The following is a 23073-nucleotide window of genomic DNA, read 5'->3' as shown; positions in this document are numbered from 1 at the left end:
TTCCTTACGCCAGCCCGCAGGCGTCTTCGAAGGTCAGGCGCGGCAATCGTCCGTAAACGCTGCGCGAGTCGCCGTAGCCGATGTTGATCAGCAGGTTGCTTTTAAGCAGCGTGCCGGTAAAAAAGGCCTCGTCGACTTTCTGTCGGTCAAAGCCGGACATCGGTCCGGTGTCGAGCCCGAGCGCGCGGCAGGCAAAAATAAGGTAGGCGGCCTGCATTGAGCTATTGCGAAAGGCGGTCTCTTCGGCGTGCGCCGGGCTGGTGGTAAACCAGCTTCTGGCATCACCGTGCGGGAACAGCTCGGGCAGGCGCTCATAAAATTCGCCGTCCCAGGCGACAATCGCCGTGACGGGGGCGGTAAGCGTTTTCGTCAGGTTGCCGCTGGAGAGCGCCGGGCGCAGCTTCTCTTTGCCCTCCGGGCTGCGGACAAACACGATGCGCGCCGGCGAACAGTTGGCGGAGGTGGGCCCCCACTTCATCAGGTCGTAAATCTCGCGCAGCGTCTCGTCGCTGACCGGCATATCCAGCCAGCCGTTGTGGGTGCGGGCGCCGGTGAACAGCGTCTCCAGCGCGGTGGGGCTAATGGCTTCGCTCATCAAAGCTCCTTATAAAGCGGGTTCTGGGCTGTGCAGCAGGCTGGCAAGCCCGTTCATCAGCAGGGTGTTAAAGGCGTCCGGCTCGGTGACGTTGCAGGCGTGCCCGCCCTGACGCATGGCCGTTTTGTGGGCGTGCGGTAGGGCGGCGCGCAGTTCAGCTGAGCAGACGGACGGCACCAGCAGATCGTCGGTGGAGCAGATAATCTGCACCGGGCAGCGAACGCGTGCGGCGTGGCGGCTGAAGTCGGCCTGTTTCAGCGCGTTAAGCCTGCGCAACAGGTTGGCTTCGCCCTGAAAATGGGCCAGCGCCAGCGCCTCTTCGGCCTCCAGGCGCGGGGCGTGGGCGGCCATCCAGCCTGCGGGATAGAGAAACAGCGGCTGCGCCTCGACCCACGCCCGCGCGCCGCCCGCCTGCAGCAGACGTTCGCGAACGCTAAAGCAGCGGCGGGTATGGTCATGGAGGGCGAGCCAGCCGTTGACGCAAACCAGCGCGATGAGCGCATCAGGCCTGTCGAGCGCCAGCTGCATGCCGACCAGCGCCCCCAGCGCGTGGCCGACCGCGCAGTAGCGGGTGATACCGGCGGCGGCCAGCGCCTGCGCCAGCTCGTCAGCCATCTGCGCGAGGGTATACCCTTCCGGCAGGGTAGCCGGGTTATTCCCCGTGCCCCGCTGGTCGTAGCACACCACCTGATACTCCTGCTCCAGCGCGGCGAGCTGGGGCAGCCAGTAGCTTCCGCAGCCGCCGAGCCCGGCAATCAGCACCACCACGGGTGCGCCCTCAAAGGGCGGCGGTGAAAGGGTCAGCTTCATGACCGCCTCACTTCGCGATGTGCGCAACGGTGGCAATTTCAACCAGCGCCTCAGGCTTCACCAGCCCGCACTGGATGCAAAACCGCGCCGGCTTATCGCCCGGGAAAAACTCCGCATAGACCTCGTTAATCGCGGCGTAGTTTTTCCAGTCGGTGATAAAGATGCTGTTGAAGGTCACGTCCTCCATGGTGCCACCCGCCGTTTCGATCACGGATTTGATGGTCTCCAGAACGTGGCGGGTTTGCGCCTTTGGGTCGTTGATGAACACCACGCTGTTGTCTTTATCGAACGGCAGCGTGCCGGAAACGTACACCACGCCGTCGGCGAGCGTGCCGGGGACAAAGGGGGCAATCGGGGTACCGGTGCCCGGCGGAATAATCACGGATTTCGGCATAGCGGTTCTCCTCAGGCGATACGGGCCAGCGGCGGATCCAGCGCGTCGCAGAAGTCGGCGACGTTACTTACCCAGCCAAAAAAGGTTTCGATATTGAACAGGGCGGCTTTCTGCGCGAAATCCGGCCCGGCCTGATGGGTAGCGTCTTCCAGCACCACGCCGAAATACTCGAGGAAAAAGCCGTCGCGCAGGGTCGACTCCACGCAGACGTTGGTGGCAATGCCCGTGAAGACCAGGTGACGAATGCCCCGGCTGCGCAGCAGGCTGTCGAGCGGCGTGTTGAAAAAGCCGCTGTAGCGCGGTTTCGGCAGCACGATATCCCCCGCCTGTGGCACCAGCTCATCCACCAGCTGATAATCCCAGCCGCCTTTCGCCAGCAGCTTGCCCTGGAGTTCTGGCCGTTTGCGCATGGTTTTCAGGGCGTTCGACTTGTGGAAGTTGGGCGAGCCGGGGCCGCCGGCCTCCACGTACTGGTCGTCCCAGCCGTTCTGGAACCAGATAATCAGCATGCCTGCCGCGCGGGCAGCCGCGACGGCGGTTTTGATGTTCTCAATCACCGGCCGGGTGGAAGAAACGTCGAACCCCGCCAGATCCAGATAACCGCCCCGGCTGGCGTAGGCGTTTTGCATATCCACCACGATCAGCGCGCTCTGCGCTGGCGCAAAGGTGATGGCTTCCGGGCGAGCGTTAAGGGTCGTCATTACGCCACCTCCTTCGTCACGGCGGGAATGTGGGCGCGGCACTGCATCAGCGGCTGAATGCGCTCGCCGAAGGTTTCCACCCCGGTGAGAAAATCATCGAAGGTCAGCAGCACGCCTTCCGCACCGGGCACGGCGGCCACCTCGTCGAGCATTCTGGCGACGCTGGCATACGAGCCCACCAGGGTTCCCATGTTGATGTTGACGGCTGACGTCGGGTCGGCCATCTGGCGAACGTTGGTGTCCGAACCGGAGCGGGTATCCTTCTGGCTCTGCTCGGTAAGCCAGCTCAGCGCCTCCTCGTCCGCGCCGTCCTTATAGCGCTCCCATTTCGCGCGCGCGGCGTCGTCGGTTTCGTCGGCAATGACCATAAACAGCACGTAGGAGCCGACGTCGCGCCCGGTTTTGTCGGCGGCCTCTTTCATCCGCGCGGCGGTCGGGGCGAAGGCGGCAGGCGTATTCACGCCTTTACCGAAGCAGAAGTTGAAGTCGGCATATTTCGCCGAGAACTCCATCCCCGCGTCGCTCTGACCGGCGCAGATGACCTTCATCGGCACCGACGGCTTCGGGCTAACGCGGCAGTCGTTCATGGTGAAGAAGTCACCCTTGAAGTCGCTTTTGCCGGTGCCCCACAGGTCGCGCAGCACCTGCACGTATTCGGTCAGGTAGTCGTAGCGACGCGAGAAGTACTCGTCACCGGGCCACAGACCCATCTGCTCGTACTCCGGCTTTTGCCAGCCGGTGACCAGGTTGACGCCAAAGCGTCCGCCGGAGATGGAGTCGATGGTGGAGGCCATGCGCGCCACGATCGCCGGGGGCAGGGTGAGCGTGGCGGCGGTGGCGTAGATCTGGATGCGGGAGGTCACCGCGGCCAGCCCGGCCATCAGGGTGAAGGACTCCAGGTTGTGGTCCCAGAATTCGGTTTTGCCGCCGAAGCCGCGCAGCTTGATCATCGAGAGCGCAAAGTCGAAATGGTAGTGCTCCGCCTTCTGCACGATGGCTTTGTTCAGCTCAAAGCTCGGCATGTACTGCGGGGCAGTGGTCGAGATAAGCCAGCCGTTGTTGCCGATCGGTACAAATACGCCAATTTTCATCACGAACCTCTCTTCATTACGTCGCAGGTGTAGAGTGGGTTTTGCAAAGGGAGTGCCAGTTTTGAAAATGGCTATGTTATTAATGTGTTAATCACGGGTTGATGGTTTGATACGGTTAAATGTGGACTGAATGGTCAAAAACATTGCACACAAAACAGGCACTCATGCGCGATGGGGGTGCACAGGGTCGTGGCGAGACGGGGCTTTTGCTATGCTGAGCGCAGAAAAGAAAATGGAGAGCGGAAATGACGCAAGGCGCAGTGAAAACACCCGGTAAACGTTCGCAGGCGGTGAGCGCCAAGAAGCAGGCGATCCTCAGCGCCGCGCTGGAGACGTTTTCGCAGTTTGGCATTCACGGCACGCGCCTTGAGCAGGTGGCGGAGCAGGCCAGGGTGTCCAAAACCAATCTGCTCTACTACTACCCGTCGAAAGAGGCGCTGTACGTGGCCGTGATGCAGCAGATCCTGGATATCTGGCTTGCGCCGCTTAAGGCGTTTCGCGAAGAGCTGGCTCCTCTGGTGGCAATCGGGGAGTACATTCGCCTGAAGCTGGAGGTATCGCGCGATTATCCGCAGGCCTCGCGGCTGTTCTGTCTGGAGATGCTGCAGGGCGCGCCGCTGCTGCAGGCCGAGCTGACGGGGGATTTAAAGCAGCTGGTGGGCGATAAATCGGCGATTATTGCCGGATGGGTCGCCAGCGGCAAGCTGGCCCCCGTCGATCCGCAGCACCTGATCTTTATGATTTGGGCCTCAACCCAGCATTACGCTGACTTCGCGGCCCAGGTTGAGGCGGTAACCGGAAAAACGCTCCAGGACGAGGCGTTTTTCCAGAGCACCCTCGAAAACGTGCAGCGGATGATTATCGAAGGGATCCGCGTGCGCTAGTTCCCCTCACCCTAACCCTCTCCCACAGGGAGAGGGAATAGTTCCGTGCCTCGTCAGCCCGGCGGGAGAGGGCAGCTTAGGTCGCCCTCTTCACACTGCATCAGCGAGGCCAGAAACGCTTCGCGCTCTACGGTTTTCTCAGCCAGACACTGGCTCACGATCATTGGCTGAACGCTTCCGCCTTCCGTACCCGAGCCGATAAACGCGCAGTCCGCGTCGCGCAGGGTAATCCACGCCTGCTGCGCCTTTTTAAGCAGGTCGCGCTGGGGCGCTGCCGCGCGCTTGATGGCGGCCTGATACGTCTCGTTAAGCTTTTTATCCGCGACCTGGTACTGCTGCGCGCTACAGGCGTTCAGTTCAGCCTGGGTGGTCGCGTTGCCGCACTCGTCGGCCAGCGCGCTCGCGCTCAGCAGCAGGGCTACCCCTGCGATAAGAAATCGTTTCATACTCTCCCCAATAAAATAAGGCTCCGTCTCCGGAGCCTTATTAGCACAGCGTTAGCCGATTGTCATCAGGCTGGCGTTACCGCCTGCCGCCGCGGTGTTGACGCTGAGCGAACGTTCCACGTACAGGCGCTCCAGCAGCAGGTTGGTTTCCCCGCGCGCAAAGCCCTGCACCGAAACAATCGCCCCGCTGCGGGCCGCGACCTGCTCGCACAGTTCGCGCAGCTGGTCGGAGTCGCCGTGGTAGATCACCGCGTCAAACGGCTGGGCCAGCAGCGCGTCGGCCTTGGCAAAGCGAATGCGGGCCGAGACCGCTTTCGGCAGCTGCTTAGCGAGATCGCGATGCAGGGCATCTTCCGGCCACAGCACCTCACAGCCGGTAGCCGTCGCGGCAGCCAGCTGTACCAGGGCGTCCTGCTCGTTATCCGCCACGCACAGCACGCGCTCGCGCGGCATCAGCGTCCAGGTGTTGCGCTCGCCGGTTGGACCCGGCAGCAGACGCTGGGTTCCGGCCTGCGCCAGCTCGCCGTACTGCTGAGCAACGGCGCGCAGTTCAGGGCGGTTTTCTGCCCACTTAACGAGCGCCTCCAGCGGCTGGGTCAGCACGGCTTTCACCTGCGCATCCACCGGATAGTCAGCGTCCTGGCGCGCCAGCGTCACGCCCAGCGCGTTTTCCGGTCGGTTCGCCAGCAGACGATACAGGTAAAGCGGGCCGCCTGCCTTCGGACCGGTGCCGGAGAGGCCTTCACCGCCGAACGGCTGCACGCCCACGACCGCGCCGACCATGTTGCGGTTGATGTACAGGTTGCCGACTTTGGCGTTGCCGGTAACCTGCGCGATGGTTTCGTCGATACGCGTATGCACGCCGAGCGTCAGGCCGTAGCCGGAGGCGTTGATCTGGTCGATCAGCTCGTTGAGGCTGTTGCGGCTGTAGCGCACCACGTGCAGCACCGGACCAAAGACCTCTTTTTTCAGCTCGTCGAAGCTCGCCAGCTCAATCAGCGTAGGCGGCACGAAGGTGCCGGTCTGCCATTCGCGGGCATCTTCGCTGTTCTCGCGCACCGCCTGGAACACCGGACGGCCCTTGGCGCGCATGGTCTGAATATGGTTTTCAATATTGGCTTTGGCTTCCGCATCGATCACCGGCCCGATGTCGGTGGTGAGACGGCCCGGGTTGCCCATGCGGCATTCGGCCATTGCGCCGCGCAGCATCTTCAGCGTGTGGTCGGCCACGTCGTCCTGCAGGCACAGCACGCGCAGGGCGGAGCAGCGCTGACCGGCGCTGTCGAACGCGGAGGCCAGCACGTCAACCACCACCTGCTCGGTGAGGGCAGAGGAGTCAACGATCATGGCGTTCATGCCGCCGGTTTCGGCGATGAGCGGCGTTGGACGGCCCTGCGCATCCAGACGGGTAGCAATGTTGCGCTGCAGCAGGGAGGCCACCTCGGTGGAGCCGGTAAACATCACGCCGCGCACCCGGTTATCGGACGTCAGCCTGGCGCCGACGGTTTCACCGCGGCCCGGCAGCAGCTGGACCACGCCCGCCGGCACGCCCGCTTCCAGCAGGATATTGATGCCCTGCGCGGCAATCAGCGGCGTTTGCTCCGCCGGTTTTGCCAGCACGCTGTTGCCTGCGGCAAGCGCGGCGGCAATCTGGCCGGTGAAGATCGCCAGCGGGAAGTTCCACGGGCTGATACAGACCACCGGGCCGAGCGGGCGGTGCGTTTCGTTGTCGAAATCATCGCGCACCTGACCGGCGTAGTAGTGGAGGAAGTCGACCGCTTCGCGCACTTCGGCGATGGCGTTGCTGAAGGTTTTACCCGCCTCGCGCACCAGAATGCCGATGAGCGACTGCATCTGATCTTCCATCAGCACCGCGGCACGCTCCAGGATCGCGGCGCGCTCCTGCGGCGGGGTGGCAAACCAGATTGGCGCGTTGTTTACCGCGCTCTCCAGCGCCTGGTCCACTTCCGCTTCGGTCGCTTCACGCGCGTAGCCGACGATATCCTTAGGCTCGGCCGGGTTGATCACCGGCTGCATGTCGCCGTCCTCAACGGAGTGCTCAAGGATCGGTTTGGCCTGCCATTTCTGCAGCGCGCTGTTGAGCAGGGCAGAGGAGAGCGACGCCAGACGGTGTTCGTTCGCCAGGTCCAGGCCCGCCGAGTTGACGCGGCCTGCGCCATACAGCTCGCGCGGCAGGGCAATCTTCGGATGCGGCAGGCCAATCTGGCCTTCCTGCGCCGCCATTTTTTCCACGGCCTGCACCGGATCGGCCACCAGCTCGTCCAGCGGCAGGGTGGTGTCGGCGATGCGGTTAACGAAGGAGGTGTTCGCGCCGTTTTCCAGCAGGCGACGCACCAGGTACGCGAGCAGGGTTTCGTGAGTACCCACCGGAGCATAGATACGGCACGGGCGGTTCAGCTTGCCGTCGGCCACTTTACCGGTCACCTGCTCGTACAGCGGTTCACCCATGCCGTGCAGGCACTGGAACTCGTACTGTCCCGGATAGTAGTTTTGCCCCGCCAGGCTGTAGATCGCCGCCAGGGTGTGGGCGTTGTGGGTGGCAAACTGCGGGTAAATCAGGTTCGGCACGCCGAGCAGCTTTTTCGCACAGGCGAGATAGGAGACGTCGGTGTAGACCTTGCGGGTGTAAACCGGATAGCCTTCCAGGCCCTCCATCTGGGCGCGCTTGATTTCGCTGTCCCAGTACGCGCCTTTCACCAGACGGATCATTAGGCGGCGACGGCTGCGGCTGGCCAGGTCAATCAGGTAATCAATGACGAACGGGCAGCGCTTCTGGTAGGCCTGGATAACGAAGCCAATGCCGTTCCAGCCGGCCAGCTCCGGCTCGAAGCAGAGTTTTTCCAGCAGATCGAGGGAGATCTCCAGGCGGTCGGCCTCTTCGGCGTCGATGTTAATGCCAATGTCGTACTGGCGGGCCAGCAGGGTCAGGGACTTCAGGCGCGGGTACAGCTCTTCCATCACCCGGTCGTACTGCGCGCGGCTGTGGCGCGGGTGCAGGGCGGAAAGCTTAATGGAAATACCGGGGCCTTCATAAATACCGCGACCGTTGGACGCTTTGCCGATGGCGTGGATTGCCTGCTGATAGGAGACCATATAGGCCTGCGCGTCGGCGGCGGTCAGCGCTGCTTCGCCCAGCATGTCGTAGGAGTAGCGGAAGCCTTTGTCTTCCAGCCTGCGTGCGTTAGCCAGCGCTTCGGCGATGGTTTCTCCGGTAACGAACTGCTCGCCCATCAGGCGCATCGCCATGTCCACGCCCTTGCGGATCAGCGGCTCGCCGCTCTTGCCGATGATGCGGTTCAGGGAGCGTGACAGGTTGGCTTCGTTATGGGTGGAGACCAGCTTGCCGGTAAACAGCAGGCCCCAGGTGGCGGCGTTGACGAACAGCGACGGGCTGCGGCCAATGTGGGAGTGCCAGTTGCCGTTGCTGATTTTGTCGCGGATCAGCGCATCGCGGGTGGCCTTATCGGGGATACGCAGCAGCGCCTCGGCCAGGCACATCAGCGCCACGCCTTCCTGTGAGGAGAGGGAGAACTCCTGCAGCAGGCCCTGCACCATCCCGGCGCGGCCGCTAGCGCTTTTCTGATTACGCAGCTTGTCGGCCAGCTGGTACGCCAGGCTGTGCGCCCGGGCGGCAATGGCTTCCGGCAGGCGGGCCTGCTCCAGCAGCATCGGCACGGCATCGGTTTCGGCGCGACGGTAGGCCCCGGTAATGGCGGCGCGGCTGACGGACTGGGGCAGGATCTGCTCGGCAAATTCGAGGAACGGCTGATGGTTCTCTTCAACAGCCGTCGCGGCGTCTTCGCTTTCGTTCGCAGCGCCCGCCAGCAGGGCAGGCAGCTCCGGCAGACCGTCTTCGCTCTCCAGCCTTTCCAGATAGTTAAAAATCGCCTGCTTGATTAACCAGTGCGGCGTGCGGTCAATGCGGGTCGCCGCGTTTTTAATCCGTTCGCGGGTAGCGTCATCAAGCTTAACCCCCATGGTGGTCATCCCCATGCCAAAACTCCTGTTGTTCTGTAATAGCGTTCTGTAGATAGCGTGAAATATCCACCATGTTGCAACTTTGTGCAACCGTGTTAAATGTGACCTGGTCTGCAAGCTGGAAAATGAATGGATTGTTAACGATTAGTTAGCTGAGAAAACGCACCGGTCGTTGTTGTCGGGCCCAGTTTTTATGCGGTGCTTAACACTTTTTAAAGGTGCAACCTTTAAAAGCGTGAGCGAGTGCAACCTATAGGAAAGACGTATAAAACCAGGGATGAAATTCATGTAAATGCAGTGTTAAATCGTTTGTCAGTGGGAGGCGTATACGGCAGGATAGCGCGCCCAACGGAAACACATACACACATCACTACGTTCCGGTGATGACATAACAAGGCAGCCCGGACGGCTGTCGCTCGACATTTTGGAGAATTTGAATGGCTATTAGCACACCGATGCTGGTGACATTTCTCGTTTATATTTTTGGCATGATCCTGATAGGGTTTTTGGCGTGGCGTTCCACTAAAAACTTTGACGACTACATACTGGGCGGGCGCAGCCTGGGCCCGATGGTAACCGCGCTCTCTGCGGGCGCATCCGACATGAGCGGCTGGCTGCTGATGGGCCTGCCGGGCGCAATTTTCATCTCCGGCATCTCCGAAAGCTGGATCGCCATCGGCCTGACAGTTGGCGCGTGGATCAACTGGAAGCTGGTGGCGGGCCGTCTGCGCGTGCATACCGAAGCCAACAACAACGCCCTGACGCTGCCGGACTACTTCACCGGACGCTTTGAGGATAACAGCCGTATCCTGCGCATTATCTCCGCGGTAGTTATTCTGCTGTTCTTCACCATCTACTGTGCCTCGGGCATCGTGGCGGGCGCGCGCCTGTTTGAAAGCACCTTCGGCATGAGCTATGAAACGGCGCTGTGGGCCGGTGCGGCCGCGACTATCCTCTATACCTTCGTGGGCGGATTCCTGGCGGTAAGCTGGACCGATACCGTGCAGGCGAGCCTGATGATTTTCGCGCTGATCCTGACCCCGGTGATTGTGATTTTCACCGTTGGCGGCTTTGGCGAATCGCTCGAAGTCATCAAGCAGAAGAGCATCGAAAACGTCGACATGCTGAAAGGGCTGAACTTCGTGGCCATCGTCTCCCTGATGGGCTGGGGGCTGGGCTACTTCGGTCAGCCGCACATTCTGGCGCGCTTTATGGCGGCGGATTCCCACCACACCATCGTTCACGCGCGCCGCATCAGCATGACGTGGATGATCCTGTGCCTGGCGGGCGCGTGCGCGGTCGGCTTCTTCGGCATTGCCTACTTCAATAACAACCCGGCACAGGCGGGCGCGGTGAACCAGAACGCCGAGCGCGTGTTCATCGAGCTGGCGCAGATCCTGTTTAACCCGTGGATTGCCGGTATTCTGCTCTCCGCCATCCTGGCGGCGGTGATGTCCACCCTGAGCTGCCAGCTGCTGGTGTGCTCCAGCGCCATCACGGAAGATCTTTACAAGGCCTTCCTGCGCAAGGGCGCAAGCCAGAAAGAGCTGGTATGGGTAGGGCGCTTTATGGTGCTGCTGGTGGCGCTGATTGCCATCGCCCTGGCGGCGAACCCGGAGAACCGCGTGCTGGGCCTGGTAAGCTACGCCTGGGCGGGCTTTGGCGCCGCGTTTGGTCCGGTGGTGCTGTTCTCCGTGCTGTGGTCACGCATGACCCGCAACGGCGCGCTGGCGGGGATGATTATCGGTGCGGTGACCGTCATCGTCTGGAAACAGTTCGCGTGGCTGGGGCTGTATGAAATCATTCCGGGCTTCATCTTCGGCAGCATCGGGATTGTGGTGTTCAGCCTGCTGGGTAAAGCGCCGTCTGCCGCGATGCACTTTGCTGAAGCGGACGCGCACTATCACTCTGCGCCGCCAGCTAAGCTTCAGGCTGAGTAAAAACATATCCCCTCTCCCCACAGGGGAGAGGGGATAGACCGCTCACCAGTGCGAGATGATAAATGATGATTAAAACAGGGTTAATGGTGGCAGCATTAGTGACGCTGGCGGGCTGTAATGCACCCTCGCAGCGCGCGCCAGCTGAAACCTGCAAGGCGGAAAACCAGATGCAGCAGACCACGCTCTATTTCGGGCTAAATCGCCCGGCCGGGGAGCAAATCACCGCCAGCGAGTGGCAGCAGTTCGTTGACCGGGACGTGACGCCGCGCTTTCGCGACGGCTTAACGGTGATGGACGCGCGCGGGCAGTGGCTGGGGAACGACGGGAAGGTGGCCCGCGAGCCGAGCAAGGCGCTGATGCTGATCCACGCAAAAGATGCCCAGAGCGAGACGAATATTGAAGCGCTGCGCGGGATCTATAAATCCCGCTTCGCGCAGGAGTCGGTAATGCGGGTCGATTTGCCGGCGTGCGTGCAGTTCTGAATCAAAAACGGCGGCCTCAGCCGCCGTTTTCGCTTACAGCACCAGCCCCGCAAAGCTCGCCGACAGCAGGCTCACCAGCGTCGCGCCGTACACCAGGCGTAAACCAAACCGCGAGACCACGTTGCCCTGCTGCTCGTTCAGCCCCTTAATGGCCCCGGCAACAATGCCGATAGAGGCAAAGTTAGCAAACGACACCAGGAACACCGACAAAATACCCAGCCCGCGCGGCGACATCTGATGGGCAATTTTTTGCAGCTCAATCATCGCCACAAATTCATTCGCCACCAGCTTGGTTGCCATAATACTGCCCGCGCTTAAGGCATCGCTCAGCGGAATACCGACCAGCCACGCCAGCGGATAGAATACGTAGCCCAGAATCTGCTGGAAGCTCATGCCGAATACGCTGGAGAAGAGGGCGTTAACGGCGCTGATAAGGGCGATAAAGCCAATCAGCATCGCCAGAATAATCATCGCCACCTTAAAGCCTGCCAGAATATACTCGCCCAGCATTTCGAAGAAGCTCTGGGACTCATGCAGCTTTTCCAGTTTGATATCCGGCTCGGCTTCCGGGCGCGCCGGGTTAATAACCGAGAGAATAATAAAGGTGCTGAACATATTCAGTATCAGCGCCGCGACGACAAATTTGGCGTCGAGCATGGTCATATAGGCGCCGACGATCGACAGGGAGACCGTCGACATCGCCGTTGCCGCCATGGTAAAGAGGCGGCGGGAGGAGAGATCGCCCAGCACGCCCTTGTAGGCAATGAAGTTTTCCGACTGGCCGAGGATAAGCGAGCTCACCGCATTAAACGACTCCAGCTTGCCCATGCCGTTAAGTTTTGACAGCAGCGTCCCGATGATCCGAATAAAGATCGGCAGAATGCGCCAGTGCTGAAGAATACCAATCAGGGCCGAGATAAAAATAATGGGGCAGAGCACGCCAAGGAAAATGAACGCCAGCCCTTTATCGCCCATCCCGCCAAAGACAAAATTAGTCCCTTCGGCAGCGAATTTCAGCAGCGATTCAAAGAAGCCGGAGACGTATTTAATAATGAACAGGCCGCTTTCCGCGTGCAGAAAAAAGAATGCCAGCGCGATTTCAATGACGATCAGCTGTAAAACAAAGCGGATACGAATTTTTCGGCGGTCGAAACTCACCAGCCAGGCAAGCGCAAGAATAATCACCAGCGCCAGCAGGAAATGGACAATCTTAAACATGGTTTATTTTCAGTTGGTTTTCGAGGCGGACATTTAGCCATAGCGGCGGTTAACCGTAAACGAACATTTTCGTCAAACCTTCTGAACAAAACGGTTTCCCTGCGAATGATTATCCGGCAATGCGTTTACATCTGGTCATCAAAACGCCCTACATTTCGCTTGTTTTTCTTTTTTGCGTAATGATAATCACTATCACAAGAATTTACTTTTCTTTGCATGAGTTGACCGAGATAAACATTTAAAGGTGTCTGCATGTTTGTTCCTTTTCTCATTATGTTACGTGAAGGCCTTGAAGCGGCCCTGATCGTCAGCCTCATCGCCAGTTACCTGAAGCGTACCCAGCGTGGACGCTGGATTGGCGCGATGTGGGCTGGCGTTTTCCTCGCCGCGGCGCTCTGCCTGGGGCTCGGGATCCTCATCAACGAAACTACCGGCGAGTTTCCCCAGAAAGAGCAGGAGCTGTTTGAGGGCATCGTCGCCGTGATTGCGGTGCTCATCCTCACCTGGATGGTGTTCTGGATGCGCAAAGTCTCGCGCAACGTGAAGGTTCAGCTGGAGCAGGCGGTGGATAACGCGCTGCAAAAAAGCAGCAACCACGGCTGGGCGCTGATTCTGATGGTCTTTTTTGCCGTTGCGCGTGAAGGCCTGGAGTCCGTGTTCTTTCTGCTGGCGGCGTTCCAGCAGGACGTTGGCATCTGGCCGCCGCTGGGCGCCGTGCTGGGGCTTGCCACCGCCGTGGTGCTGGGCTTCCTGCTTTACTGGGGCGGCATTCGCCTGAACCTCGGCGCGTTCTTCAGGTGGACCAGCCTCTTTATCCTGCTGGTAGCAGCCGGGCTGGCGGCAGGCGCGATCCGCGCCTTCCACGAGGCGGGGCTGTGGAACCACTTCCAGGACGTGGCGTTCGATCTCAGCAACGTCCTCTCCACCCATTCACTGACCGGCACCCTGCTCGAAGGCATCTTCGGCTATCAGGAAACGCCGAGCGTCAGCGAAGTGGCGATGTACTTTATCTACCTCATTCCGGCGCTGGTGCTGTTTTTCATGCCAGCACGCCCCGGCGCTCAGACGTCGCGCACCGCATCCTGACGCGTACCGGTTAGTTACAACATACTTTAAAAGGGAAGGACCATGGCAATTCAATTTCGTCGTAGTACGTTACGGGCTGGTGTGGCGGCGCTGATTGCGTCCGCATTCGCGGCGCAGGCTGCGGATATTCCACAGGTTAAAGTGACCGTAACCGATAAGCAGTGCGAACCGATGACCATCACGGTTAACAGCGGCAAAACCCAGTTTATTATTCAGAACCACAGCCAGAAGGCGCTGGAGTGGGAGATCCTGAAGGGCGTGATGGTGGTGGAAGAGCGCGAGAATATCGCGCCGGGCTTCAGCCAGAAGATGACCGCCAGCCTACAGCCGGGTGAGTACGAGATGACCTGCGGCCTGCTGACTAACCCTAAGGGCAAGCTGATTGTCAAAGGTGCAGCGACGGCAGACGCCGCCAAAGGCACGGCCTTACTGAGCCTGGGCGACGCCATTACCGCCTATAAAGCCTACGTCACCAAAGAGACGGCGGATCTGGCGGCGGGCACCAAAGCCTTTACCGACGCGGTGAAGGCGGGGGATATCGACAAAGCAAAATCCCTGTATGCGCCAACCCGACAGCACTACGAGCGCATTGAGCCGATTGCCGAGCTGTTCTCTGACCTTGACGGCAGCATCGATGCCCGTGAAGACGACTACGAGCAGAAGGCCGCCGACCCGAAATTCACCGGCTTCCACCGTCTGGAAAAAGCCCTGTTTGGCGATAACTCCACCAAAGGGATGGAGAAATACGCCGAACAGCTGAACACCGACGTGCTGGAGCTGCAAAAACGCATCAGCGAGCTGGCCTTCCCGCCGTCGAAGGTGGTTGGCGGCGCGGCGGGGCTGATAGAAGAAGTGGCCGCGAGCAAAATCAGCGGGGAAGAAGATCGCTACAGCCACACCGACCTGTGGGATTTCCAGGCGAACGTTGACGGCGCGCAGAAAATTGTCGATCTGCTGCGTCCTCAGCTGCAAAAAGAGAACGGCGAGCTGCTGGCGAAGGTGGATGCCAACTTCAAAAAAGTGGACGCTATCCTGGCGAAATACCGCACCAGAGACGGGTTTGAAACGTACGATAAGCTGACCGATGCCGATCGTAACGCGCTGAAAGGCCCGATTACCACGCTGGCGGAAGATCTCTCCCTGCTGCGTGGCATGCTGGGTCTGGACTAAGCGCGATGAACAAGCATGACGAGTACGACGTAGCGGAGCCTTCCCGCCGTCGTTTACTGAAAGGGGCTGGGGCGCTGGGCGGCGCGCTTGCCCTGACGGGGGGCTGCCCGGTGGCGCATGCGGCCAAACCGCAAAGCGCGCCGGGCACGCTGTCGCCGGATGCGCGTATGGAAACGCAGCCGTTTTACGGCGAGCACCAGGCGGGGATCCTGACGCCGCAGCAGGCTTCCATGATGCTGGTGGCGTTTGATTCCCTGGCGAGCGATAGGGCCGACCTTGAGCGCCTGTTCAGGCTGCTGACCGCGCGCATCGCCTTTCTTACCGCGGGCGGCCCGGCGCCGGAAACGCCCAATCCGCGCCTGCCGCCGATGGATTCCGGTATCCTCGGCGCGTTTATTGCGCCCGATAACCTGACCATCACCGTCTCGGTAGGGGCATCGCTGTTTGATGACCGTTACGGGCTGGCGAAGCAGAAGCCGAAAGCGCTGCAAAAAATGACGCGTTTCCCGAATGATTCCCTTGACGCGGCGCTGTGCCACGGCGATCTGCTGTTGCAGATCTGCGCCAACACCCAGGACACGGTCATCCACGCCCTGCGCGATATCATCAAGCACGCTCCGGATCTGCTGAGCGTGCGCTGGAAGCGGGAAGGGTTTATCTCCGACCACGCGGCGCGCAGCAAAGGCAAAGAGACGCCGGTCAACCTGCTGGGCTTCAGGGACGGCACCGCTAACCCGGACAGCAGCAATGGCGCGCTGATGGACAGCGTGGTGTGGGTTACGGCGGACCAGGGCGAACCGGCCTGGGCGGTGGGCGGAAGCTATCAGGCTGTCCGTATCATTCAGTTCCACGTGGAGTTCTGGGACCGCACGCCGCTAAAGGAGCAGCAGACTATCTTTGGCCGCGACAAGCAGACCGGCGCACCGCTGGGCATGAAGAGTGAGCACGATGAGCCTGACTATGCCCGCGATCCGGATGGCGATGTCATCGCGCTGGACAGCCATATTCGCCTCGCCAATCCGCGCACCAGAGAGACGCAGTCCAGCCTGATGATGCGCAGGGGCTACAGCTATTCGCTGGGGGTGACCAACTCCGGGCAGCTTGATATGGGGCTGTTGTTTGTCTGCTATCAGCACGATCTTGAGAAAGGGTTTCTCACCGTGCAGAAGCGGCTGAACGGCGAAGCGCTGGAGGAGTATATTAAGCCCATCGGTGGCGGCTATTTCTTTGCCCTGCCTGGCCCGTGCGACGGGAACGCGTATCTCGCACAAGGGCTGATTGAAGCCTGATAATCGTCCCTGTGACCGTTCGCAGGGACATTATTTTTTCCATAGACTATCTTATTGTTATATTTCTGTAATATTTCTATATGAGACTGATTTTCCATGTAGGGACAGTCTGAAAAGTTGCATTCAGGTAAAATAAATGTTGCGTTTATGATAAAGCCTGATGTACTTAAGATAAGACAGCGGTAGTTCCCGGCAGTGATGTTACTCACTATGGAGATCGCGAATGGTTGCGTCCTGTACTGGACAAGGTAAACACATCAACCGCAGCACCCGGCGCGGAGGCTCAGACTCCGGCAGCGATTTCCTCACCACTACAATCTCCCCTTCACCTCAAAAACCTGTTTCTACCGACGTGCATAGCGGTGCGCGTAGCCGTTCTGTATCGTCATCCGGTAATGCAAGCAATGGCTTACAAGGAAGCCAACCCTCTGATGTTCGTGCGCATAATCGTGCCGACGCTGGCGCGTGTGATGAATACCAACAACTCAAGGTGCTATCCATGGGAAGACAAAAAGCAGTGATCAAAGCTCGTCGTGAAGCAAAACGTGTGCTGAGACGGGATTCACGTAGCCATAAGCAGCGTGAAGAAGAATCGGTCACCTCGCTTGTGCAGATGAGCGGCGTAGAATCCATTGGCATGGCGCGGGATAGCCGCGATGCATCGCCAATTGTGGCGCGAAATGAAGCTCAGGCGCACTACCTGAATGCTATCGAGAGTAAACAGCTCATCTTTGCAACCGGGGAAGCCGGATGCGGGAAAACGTGGATCAGCGCAGCCAAAGCGGCGGAGGCGCTGATTCATAAGGACGTGGAACGGATCATCGTGACCCGTCCGGTACTGCAGGCTGATGAAGATCTTGGCTTCCTGCCCGGCGACATTTCGGAGAAGTTTGCCCCGTACTTCAGGCCCGTCTATGACGTGCTGGTGAAGCGGCTGGGCGCTTCCTTTATGCAGTACTGCCTGCGGCCAGAGATTGGCAAGGTGGAAATCGCGCCGTTCGCCTATATGCGCGGACGTACATTTGAAAATGCGGTCGTTATTCTTGACGAGGCTCAGAACGTGACCGCTGCGCAAATGAAGATGTTTTTAACGCGCCTCGGGGAGAACGTGACGGTTATCGTCAATGGCGATATTACCCAGTGTGACCTGCCGTCGGGCGTTAAGTCCGGCCTCAGCGATGCCATGTCACGTTTTGAGGAAGATGAAATGATAGGCGTTGTTCGCTTTACCAAAGAGGACTGCGTCCGCTCGGCGCTGTGTCAGCGCACGCTGGAAGTTTATTCCGATTAAGGCAAAGCTTCATCATTCCACTTTCTGAGCCATTCCTTCCCGGCATAATGCCGGGAAGCTTCGCTTATTCCCTTTATAATATAATCCTCTGCTTAGCTCATATTAATTTCCTGTCGAACGGGGCGGGATTTACGTATTATTTTGCGGAGGTCGGTTTTATAAAAAGCGCAGAAGTGTGATGTGTATTTATAATAGCCACAAAATATCTGTGAATATAATGATCGTGCTAATTGTTGCGCTAAATTTAAACGTGAATGTTGTCACAGAACATTGCTAAGGCGTGAAAATTAAGTTGGTGTCTTCTGGTTAATTATCTATGTTTCGTACTTGTTCAAACACAATTCTAAGAAGAAATACACCAGGGAAGCATTTTCCCTGGCACATCACGCTGAGGGTCATACATGAACGAACTGGTTAGTGCAATTAATGGTGTTATCTGGAGCCCGGCGTTAATTTTTTTATGTCTGGGTGTTGGCCTCTATTTTTCACTGCGTAGTCGTTTCCTGCAGTTACGCCATATAAAACATATGATTACCCTTATGTTTCAGGGTGGGGCTACCGATGCCGGCGTATCGTCGTTTCAGGCGCTGACAATGACGCTGGCGGGTCGCGTGGGTACCGGGAACATCGCCGGTGTGGCCACCGCCATTACCTTTGGTGGGCCGGGCGCGCTTTTCTGGATGTGGGTGGTGGCGTTTTTGGGCGCCAGCTCTGCATTTGTAGAGTCCACGTTAGGGCAGGTATATAAAGAAAAAATTAACGGTGAATACCGTGGTGGCCCCGCCTTTTATATTGAGAAAGGGCTGGGGGTAAAGTGGTACGCATGGTTATTTGCTATCGTCACCATTTTCTCCTGCGGATTATTACTGCCGGGCGTTCAGGCAAACTCCATTGCCGCCAGCCTGGATATTGCCTTCGGCCTTAACCCAAACGTCACGGCAGCATTGCTGGCTGTGCTGTTAAGCTTCATTATTTTCGGCGGTGTGAAAAGGATCGCCAGCTTTAGCAGCATGGTGGTTCCGTTTATGGCGCTCGGCTATATTATTGTTGCCTGCGTTATTATCGCCATCAATATTGAAAAACTGCCTGCCGTTATTCTGCTGATCTGGAAAAGTGCTTTCGGCCTCGAAGCGGGCTTTGGTGCAATCCTCGGCCAGGCTATCATGTGGGGCGTTAAGCGCGGCGTATATTCCAACGAGGCGGCGCAGGGTACCGGACCGCATGCATCCTCGGCGGCGGCAGTGAGCCATCCGGTGAAGCAGGGGCTGGTTCAGGCATTCTCCGTTTATATCGATACGCTGTTTGTCTGCTCCGCGACGGGATTTATGCTGCTGATCACCGGGCTGTATAATGTCCAGGGCGTTGACGGCGCGGCGCTTTATACCGGTATTTCGGGCGTCGCGGCCGGTCCCGGCTATGTGCAGACGGCGATGGAAAGTATGATGCCGGGCTTTGGCAATTACTTTGTTGCTATCGCGCTGTTCTTCTTTGCCTTCACCACCATCATTGCCTATTACTATATCGCCGAAACCAATATCGCCTACATCAACCGTAAAATTCACCGCCCGTGGCTGACATTCCTGCTTAAATTATGTCTGATGGCGTCCACGGTATATGGCACAATCCGCACCGCGGATCTGGCATGGGGATTAGGGGATATCGGGGTAGGGCTGATGGCATGGCTCAACATTATTGCCATTGTCCTCCTGCATAAAAAAGCCTTTGCCAGCCTGAAGGATTACGAGACCCAGAACGCGCAGGGGATTGATCCACAGTTTGATCCGGTTCGGCTTGGCATCAAAAATGCGGATTACTGGCTGGGGGAGCGCAGGGATGAGGGGGGTGCTCAGCCTGGGCAGGTCGCATCTCCTGAAGGAAAGCAGCCGGCAGGGAAGTTGAATAGCTGAGGATTAAAATAAAAAAGCCCGTGCCAACGCACGGGCTTTTTTATAAGTGAGGCGGCTGAGTTCGTACCGGGGGGATTGACTCGCTTCGCTCGCCCTGCGGGCAGCCTGTTCGCTGCGCTCTCAGTCTGTCCAACTGGCTGTCGCCAGTTGTCGAACCCCGGTCGGGGGTTCTCATCCCCCCACAGGCGTGCAATATGCGAAAAAAAAGCCCGTACTTTCGTACGAGCTCTTCTTAAAATATGGCGGTGAGGGGGGGATTGACTCGCTTTGCTCGCCCTGCGGGCAGCCTGTTCGCTGCGCTCGCAGTCTGTCCAACTGGCTGCGCCAGTTGTCGAACCCCGGTCGGGGGTTCTCATCCCCCCACAGGCGTGCAATATGCGAAAAAAAAGCCCGTACTTTCGTACGAGCTCTTCTTAAAGTATGGCGGTGAGGGGGGGATTCGAACCCCCGATACGTTGCCGTATACACACTTTCCAGGCGTGCTCCTTCAGCCACTCGGACACCTCACCATATTGTTTTGCTGCCTGACCGCTTGGGGGGCAACGGGGCGCTACTATAGGGATTTGCGCCAAAACGGTCAAGCAGATTTTCTGCATTCGTGCCTGTTCGGTTAAGCCTTAATCAGCTTTTGCCGCACAGCGTAGGATTAACGCTGTGAATCGAGCACTTCGCTGTTTTTCACCACGTCCTGCGCTTTGCCGTAGCTTTCGATGAGCAGCTGGTAGGCCGGGAAGATATGCGTGTAAACCTCAGCCCATTCAGCCGCATCTTCACGATTCCATGTCCGCTGAATCTCAGAAGCAACGGCTGCCGTATCCATCGGCACCACGCCTGCCTGCACCACGCGGGCAAGAGTGATCTCCTGGGCCATCTTGCTGTAGGTGCCGGACGCATCTATTACCGCAAACACTTTGTAGCCATCCGCCACCGCGCTGATAGAGGGAAAAGCCATGCAGACGCTGGTGATAGTGCCCGCGATAATCAGCGTTTTACGCCCCGTGGCTTTTACCGCCGCCACAAACTCCGGGTTATCCCAGGCGTTGATCTCGCCCTTACGCGCAACGTACTGCGCGTGCGGCGCGTTGGCGTGGATCTCCGGGATAAGCGGGCCGTTTGGTCCCTGTGGCACCGACGCCGTGGTGATCACCGGGATCTTCGCCAGCGAGGCAATTTTTGCCAGCGCCGCCGCACGGGCGCGCAGCTCGGGCATTGGCATGTCGCCAACGGTCTGGAACAGCCCGCTCTGGTGATCGATAAGCAGCATGACTGCATCATTTACGTCAATAACGGGACGTGCACCGTTGAAGTTTGCAGGGGTAGACATAATGCGCTCCTTTATTACGTTCAGATCTGGCCAAAGCGGCCGGAGTTGAAATCGCGAATTGCCTCGGCGATTTCGGTTTTACTGTTCATCACAAACGGGCCATAGCCGACAATCGGTTCATTCAGCGGCTCCCCGGCCATCAGCAGTATCTTCGCGTCGCTGCTGGCTTCGAGATGCAGCTTGTCACCGCTCTGGCTTAGCACGACCAGCTGCGCTTCACCCGCCGGCGTGGCGCCATTTACCGTCACGCTGCCCTCAACGACAACCAGCGCCGCGCTCCAGCCCTCTGGCTGATGGAGCGTCAGATGGCTGCCCTGATTCAGCGAGAGATCCCACACGTTCAGCGGCGAGAAGGTATGAGCCGGGCCGGTTACATCTTCATAGCGGCCAGTGATGACGCGTAGCGTTCCGCTGTTATCCGGCAGGGTAACCGACGGGATATCCGCCCGAGTGATGCTCTGGTAGCCCGGCGTCGCCATCTTGTCTTTGGCGGGCAGGTTGACCCACAGCTGCATCATTTTCAGTTCGCCGCCTTTCTGCGCGAACGCGCCGGAGTGGAACTCCTCGTGCAGAATGCCTGCACCAGCCGTCATCCACTGCACGTCTCCCGGGCCAATCACGCCGCCTCTGCCGGTGGAGTCACGATGCTCTACCTCACCGGCGTAGACGATGGTGACCGTTTCAAAGCCGCGATGAGGATGCTCGCCCACGCCGCGTTTTACGCCATCCGCCGGGAAGGTGTGAGGCCCGGCGTAATCCAGCAGCAGAAACGGGCTTAGCGTTTCGCCATGCGTCTGGTAAGAAAACATCGAACGAACGGGAAAACCGTCGCCGACCCAGTGCGGACGAGGTGCGGTATAAACGCCGGTTACGTTTTTCATGAATAACTCCTGATGTTCTGTTGATGTAATTAGCTTATATTCAGGGTTAATATCCCGGTAGATAGCGAAAATGACATTCACTGTTCTTCAAATAGAACAATGGGGGCATATGCAGGATCTCAATGATTTTGTGTGGTTCGTGAAGGTGGTGGACCATGGTGGGTTTGCGGCGGCAGGGCGAGCGCTGGATCAGCCTAAATCCAAACTGAGTCGCCGGATCGCACAGCTGGAGGAGCGGCTCGGCGTTCGGTTGATACAGCGCACCACGCGGCAGTTCACGGTGACTGAGGTGGGGCAGACGTTTTATCAGCACTGTAAAGCGATGCTGGTAGAGGCCGAAGCGGCGGAGGAGGCCGTGGCTGCCTTACAGGCTGAACCGCGCGGTATGGTCAGGATCGCCTGTCCGGTGACGTTACTGCACGTTCACGTGGGGCCAATGCTGGCAACGTTTATGGCACGCTATCCGGGGATTAACCTCCAGCTGGAAGCGACCAACCGCCGGGTCGATCTGGTCGGTGAGGGAGTGGATGTGGCGATCCGCGTTCGCCCGCGTCCGTTTGACGACAGCGATTTAGTGTTAAGGGTGCTGGCTGACAGGGGACACTGCCTGGTTGCCGGACCGTCGCTGATAGAACGGATGGGTAGCCCGTCGATGCCCTCTGAACTCAGCAAATGGCCGGGTTTAAGTATGGGGGCCGGCAGGCACCTGCATAAGTGGGATCTGAGCGGGCCGGAGGGGGCGAAAGCAGAGGTTCACTTTACGCCGCGCCTGGTGACGACCGACATGCTGGCGCTGCGGGAAGCGGCGATGGCGGGCGTGGGCGTGGTGCAGCTGCCGATTTTGATGGTGAAAGATCAGCTTGCGTCAGGGGAACTGGTTAGGGTACTGGACGCGTGGGAGCCAAGACGGGAAGTGATTCACGCAGTATATCCTTCCCGGCGCGGTTTACTGCCGTCGGTCAGGACGCTGGTGGATTTTCTTACCGAAGAATATGCCCGAATGGTGGAGGAGTAACGTTTCCGGGGGACAACTGAATGCGAGCACCGAAATATCCCCTCTCCCCTCTGGGGAGAGGGTTAGGGTGAGGGGGGGACTGAATCGCTGCGCTCGCAGTCTGTCCAACTGGCTGCGCCAGTTGTCGAACCCCGGTCGGGGATTCTCATCCCCCCCGCAGGCGTGCAATATGCGAAAAAAAGCCCGTACTTTCGTACGAGCTCTTCTTTAAATATGGCGGTGAGGGGGGGGGATTGACTCGCTTCGCTCGCCCTGCGGGCAGCCTGTTCGCTGCGCTCTCAGTCTGTCCAACTGGCTGTCGCCAGTTGTCGATCCCCGGTCGGGGGGTCTCATCCCCCCGCAGGCGTGCAATATGCGAAAAAAAAGCCCGCATTTTCATGCGAGCTCTTCTTTAAATATGGCGGTGAGGGGGGGATTGACTCGCTTCGCTCGCCCTGCGGGGAGCCTGTTCGCTGCGCTCTCAGTCTGTCCAACTGGCTGCGCCAATTGTCGAACCCCGGTCGGGGATTCTCATCCCCCCACTGGCGTGCAATATGCGAAAAAAAAAGCC

Annotated in this window: 20 protein-coding genes, 1 tRNA gene and 2 other RNA genes; 9 read left to right on the top strand and 14 right to left on the bottom strand. The window is 58.9% G+C overall.

Annotated elements, in window-relative coordinates; genetic code table 11:
- Nucleotides 1–4 precede the first annotated feature (4 nt).
- Genes HWQ14_RS19235 through rutA form a run of 5 tightly spaced genes read right to left on the bottom strand, consistent with a single transcriptional unit; the run spans nucleotide 5 to nucleotide 3591 of the window.
- Nucleotides 5–595 carry a malonic semialdehyde reductase gene (locus HWQ14_RS19235; RefSeq protein ID WP_148420886.1) on the bottom strand — a complete coding sequence of 197 codons (591 nt, stop codon included), beginning with the start codon at nucleotides 593–595 and terminating at the stop codon, nucleotides 5–7.
- Between the two features lie 9 nt (nucleotides 596–604).
- A complete protein-coding gene (gene rutD / locus HWQ14_RS19230) occupies nucleotides 605–1405 on the bottom strand; it encodes a pyrimidine utilization protein D (protein ID WP_176610669.1) in 801 nt (266 codons plus the stop codon).
- Nucleotides 1406–1412: 7 nt separating this feature from the next.
- Entirely contained in the window at nucleotides 1413–1799 is a 387-nt protein-coding gene (gene rutC / locus HWQ14_RS19225; protein WP_148420882.1) for a pyrimidine utilization protein C, read from the bottom strand.
- Between the two features lie 11 nt (nucleotides 1800–1810).
- Nucleotides 1811–2500 (bottom strand): pyrimidine utilization protein B, encoded by a 690-nt coding sequence (gene rutB / locus HWQ14_RS19220; RefSeq protein ID WP_148420880.1) that lies wholly within the window; start codon nucleotides 2498–2500, stop codon nucleotides 1811–1813.
- Entirely contained in the window at nucleotides 2500–3591 is a 1092-nt protein-coding gene (gene rutA / locus HWQ14_RS19215; protein WP_176610668.1) for a pyrimidine utilization protein A, read from the bottom strand. Before rutA ends, rutB begins: the two co-directional genes overlap by 1 nt.
- A gap of 245 nt (nucleotides 3592–3836) precedes the next feature.
- On the opposite strand from rutA, the gene rutR reads away from it, so the two are divergent.
- Entirely contained in the window at nucleotides 3837–4475 is a 639-nt protein-coding gene (gene rutR, locus HWQ14_RS19210; protein ID WP_176610667.1) for an HTH-type transcriptional regulator RutR, read from the top strand.
- A 53-nt stretch (nucleotides 4476–4528) separates the two neighbouring features.
- Here rutR and HWQ14_RS19205 read toward each other — a convergent pair whose 3' ends face one another.
- Nucleotides 4529–4921, bottom strand: a complete 393-nt coding sequence (locus tag HWQ14_RS19205; RefSeq protein ID WP_176610666.1) for a lysozyme inhibitor LprI family protein — start codon at nucleotides 4919–4921, stop codon at nucleotides 4529–4531.
- A gap of 51 nt (nucleotides 4922–4972) precedes the next feature.
- Nucleotides 4973–8935, bottom strand: coding sequence for a trifunctional transcriptional regulator/proline dehydrogenase/L-glutamate gamma-semialdehyde dehydrogenase (gene putA, locus HWQ14_RS19200; protein ID WP_176610665.1), 3963 nt, complete (start codon nucleotides 8933–8935; stop codon nucleotides 4973–4975).
- Nucleotides 8936–9357: 422 nt separating this feature from the next.
- On the opposite strand from putA, the gene putP reads away from it, so the two are divergent.
- The gene (gene putP / locus HWQ14_RS19195) at nucleotides 9358–10860 is read left to right on the top strand and encodes a sodium/proline symporter PutP (protein ID WP_176610664.1); all 1503 of its coding nucleotides are present in this window, start codon (nucleotides 9358–9360) and stop codon (nucleotides 10858–10860) included.
- Between the two features lie 62 nt (nucleotides 10861–10922).
- The gene (locus HWQ14_RS19190) at nucleotides 10923–11342 is read left to right on the top strand and encodes a DUF3574 domain-containing protein (RefSeq protein ID WP_176610663.1); all 420 of its coding nucleotides are present in this window, start codon (nucleotides 10923–10925) and stop codon (nucleotides 11340–11342) included.
- A gap of 33 nt (nucleotides 11343–11375) precedes the next feature.
- Here the strand turns inward: HWQ14_RS19190 and HWQ14_RS19185 are convergent, their stop codons facing one another.
- Together HWQ14_RS19185 and HWQ14_RS23430 are read right to left on the bottom strand one after the other, a co-directional pair.
- Nucleotides 11376–12560 (bottom strand): NupC/NupG family nucleoside CNT transporter, encoded by a 1185-nt coding sequence (locus tag HWQ14_RS19185; RefSeq protein ID WP_148421803.1) that lies wholly within the window; start codon nucleotides 12558–12560, stop codon nucleotides 11376–11378.
- Between the two features lie 125 nt (nucleotides 12561–12685).
- A complete protein-coding gene (locus tag HWQ14_RS23430) occupies nucleotides 12686–12814 on the bottom strand; it encodes a hypothetical protein (RefSeq protein ID WP_274857808.1) in 129 nt (42 codons plus the stop codon).
- On the opposite strand from HWQ14_RS23430, the gene efeU reads away from it, so the two are divergent.
- From efeU to HWQ14_RS19160, 5 genes are all read left to right on the top strand, one after another.
- Complete coding sequence (gene efeU / locus HWQ14_RS19180) at nucleotides 12813–13646, top strand: iron uptake transporter permease EfeU (RefSeq protein WP_176610662.1); 834 nt, start codon at nucleotides 12813–12815, stop codon at nucleotides 13644–13646. The genes HWQ14_RS23430 and efeU overlap by 2 nt on opposite strands.
- Before the next feature lie 42 nt (nucleotides 13647–13688).
- Nucleotides 13689–14816 (top strand): iron uptake system protein EfeO, encoded by a 1128-nt coding sequence (efeO, locus tag HWQ14_RS19175; protein ID WP_176610661.1) that lies wholly within the window; start codon nucleotides 13689–13691, stop codon nucleotides 14814–14816.
- A 5-nt stretch (nucleotides 14817–14821) separates the two neighbouring features.
- Nucleotides 14822–16105, top strand: a complete 1284-nt coding sequence (gene efeB, locus HWQ14_RS19170; protein ID WP_176610660.1) for an iron uptake transporter deferrochelatase/peroxidase subunit — start codon at nucleotides 14822–14824, stop codon at nucleotides 16103–16105.
- Nucleotides 16106–16604: 499 nt separating this feature from the next.
- Nucleotides 16605–17396: a phosphate starvation-inducible protein PhoH gene (gene phoH / locus HWQ14_RS19165; RefSeq protein WP_017384762.1), complete on the top strand. Its 792-nt coding sequence runs from the start codon at nucleotides 16605–16607 to the stop codon at nucleotides 17394–17396.
- Nucleotides 17397–17797: 401 nt separating this feature from the next.
- Nucleotides 17798–19303 carry an alanine/glycine:cation symporter family protein gene (locus HWQ14_RS19160; protein ID WP_176610659.1) on the top strand — a complete coding sequence of 502 codons (1506 nt, stop codon included), beginning with the start codon at nucleotides 17798–17800 and terminating at the stop codon, nucleotides 19301–19303.
- Between the two features lie 240 nt (nucleotides 19304–19543).
- Here HWQ14_RS19160 and HWQ14_RS19155 read toward each other — a convergent pair.
- The 4 genes from HWQ14_RS19155 to HWQ14_RS19140 all read right to left on the bottom strand — a co-directional run bounded on the left by HWQ14_RS19155 (nucleotide 19544) and on the right by HWQ14_RS19140 (nucleotide 21508).
- Nucleotides 19544–19680: non-coding RNA, RtT sRNA (locus HWQ14_RS19155), on the bottom strand.
- Nucleotides 19681–19724: 44 nt separating this feature from the next.
- A tRNA-Ser gene (locus HWQ14_RS19150) sits at nucleotides 19725–19812 on the bottom strand.
- Nucleotides 19813–19949: 137 nt separating this feature from the next.
- On the bottom strand, nucleotides 19950–20627 hold the full coding sequence (locus HWQ14_RS19145; protein WP_176610658.1) for an isochorismatase family protein: 678 nt from the start codon (nucleotides 20625–20627) through the stop codon (nucleotides 19950–19952).
- Nucleotides 20628–20647: 20 nt separating this feature from the next.
- On the bottom strand, nucleotides 20648–21508 hold the full coding sequence (locus tag HWQ14_RS19140; RefSeq protein ID WP_176610657.1) for a pirin family protein: 861 nt from the start codon (nucleotides 21506–21508) through the stop codon (nucleotides 20648–20650).
- A gap of 109 nt (nucleotides 21509–21617) precedes the next feature.
- Between HWQ14_RS19140 and HWQ14_RS19135 the strand changes: the two genes are divergently transcribed.
- Nucleotides 21618–22523: a LysR family transcriptional regulator gene (locus tag HWQ14_RS19135; protein ID WP_176610656.1), complete on the top strand. Its 906-nt coding sequence runs from the start codon at nucleotides 21618–21620 to the stop codon at nucleotides 22521–22523.
- 398 nt (nucleotides 22524–22921) lie between these two features.
- Here HWQ14_RS19135 and HWQ14_RS19130 read toward each other — a convergent pair.
- Nucleotides 22922–23058, bottom strand: a non-coding RNA gene (locus HWQ14_RS19130) — RtT sRNA.
- Nucleotides 23059–23073 lie beyond the last annotated feature (15 nt).

The sequence above is a fragment of the Enterobacter cloacae genome, assembly GCF_013375935.1.
Taxonomy (GTDB): domain Bacteria; phylum Pseudomonadota; class Gammaproteobacteria; order Enterobacterales; family Enterobacteriaceae; genus Enterobacter; species Enterobacter pasteurii.
This window is presented reverse-complemented; position numbering and strand designations above follow the sequence as displayed.

What these genes read in the sequence shown, in the direction of transcription:
- putA (WP_176610665.1), bottom strand. Translation starts at nt 8,935, where the DNA reads ATGGGGATGACCACCATGGGGGTTAAGCTTGATGACGCTACCCGCGAA.
- putP (WP_176610664.1), top strand. Translation starts at nt 9,358, where the DNA reads ATGGCTATTAGCACACCGATGCTGGTGACATTTCTCGTTTATATTTTT.
- HWQ14_RS19145 (WP_176610658.1), bottom strand. Translation starts at nt 20,627, where the DNA reads ATGTCTACCCCTGCAAACTTCAACGGTGCACGTCCCGTTATTGACGTA.
- HWQ14_RS23430 (WP_274857808.1), bottom strand. Translation starts at nt 12,814, where the DNA reads ATGCAGACACCTTTAAATGTTTATCTCGGTCAACTCATGCAAAGAAAA.
- HWQ14_RS19235 (WP_148420886.1), bottom strand. Translation starts at nt 595, where the DNA reads ATGAGCGAAGCCATTAGCCCCACCGCGCTGGAGACGCTGTTCACCGGC.
- HWQ14_RS19185 (WP_148421803.1), bottom strand. Translation starts at nt 12,560, where the DNA reads ATGTTTAAGATTGTCCATTTCCTGCTGGCGCTGGTGATTATTCTTGCG.
- rutD (WP_176610669.1), bottom strand. Translation starts at nt 1,405, where the DNA reads ATGAAGCTGACCCTTTCACCGCCGCCCTTTGAGGGCGCACCCGTGGTG.
- rutB (WP_148420880.1), bottom strand. Translation starts at nt 2,500, where the DNA reads ATGACGACCCTTAACGCTCGCCCGGAAGCCATCACCTTTGCGCCAGCG.
- efeU (WP_176610662.1), top strand. Translation starts at nt 12,813, where the DNA reads ATGTTTGTTCCTTTTCTCATTATGTTACGTGAAGGCCTTGAAGCGGCC.
- HWQ14_RS19205 (WP_176610666.1), bottom strand. Translation starts at nt 4,921, where the DNA reads ATGAAACGATTTCTTATCGCAGGGGTAGCCCTGCTGCTGAGCGCGAGC.
- HWQ14_RS19135 (WP_176610656.1), top strand. Translation starts at nt 21,618, where the DNA reads ATGCAGGATCTCAATGATTTTGTGTGGTTCGTGAAGGTGGTGGACCAT.
- phoH (WP_017384762.1), top strand. Translation starts at nt 16,605, where the DNA reads ATGGGAAGACAAAAAGCAGTGATCAAAGCTCGTCGTGAAGCAAAACGT.
- efeB (WP_176610660.1), top strand. Translation starts at nt 14,822, where the DNA reads ATGAACAAGCATGACGAGTACGACGTAGCGGAGCCTTCCCGCCGTCGT.
- rutC (WP_148420882.1), bottom strand. Translation starts at nt 1,799, where the DNA reads ATGCCGAAATCCGTGATTATTCCGCCGGGCACCGGTACCCCGATTGCC.
- HWQ14_RS19190 (WP_176610663.1), top strand. Translation starts at nt 10,923, where the DNA reads ATGATGATTAAAACAGGGTTAATGGTGGCAGCATTAGTGACGCTGGCG.
- HWQ14_RS19160 (WP_176610659.1), top strand. Translation starts at nt 17,798, where the DNA reads ATGAACGAACTGGTTAGTGCAATTAATGGTGTTATCTGGAGCCCGGCG.
- efeO (WP_176610661.1), top strand. Translation starts at nt 13,689, where the DNA reads ATGGCAATTCAATTTCGTCGTAGTACGTTACGGGCTGGTGTGGCGGCG.
- rutA (WP_176610668.1), bottom strand. Translation starts at nt 3,591, where the DNA reads ATGAAAATTGGCGTATTTGTACCGATCGGCAACAACGGCTGGCTTATC.
- rutR (WP_176610667.1), top strand. Translation starts at nt 3,837, where the DNA reads ATGACGCAAGGCGCAGTGAAAACACCCGGTAAACGTTCGCAGGCGGTG.
- HWQ14_RS19140 (WP_176610657.1), bottom strand. Translation starts at nt 21,508, where the DNA reads ATGAAAAACGTAACCGGCGTTTATACCGCACCTCGTCCGCACTGGGTC.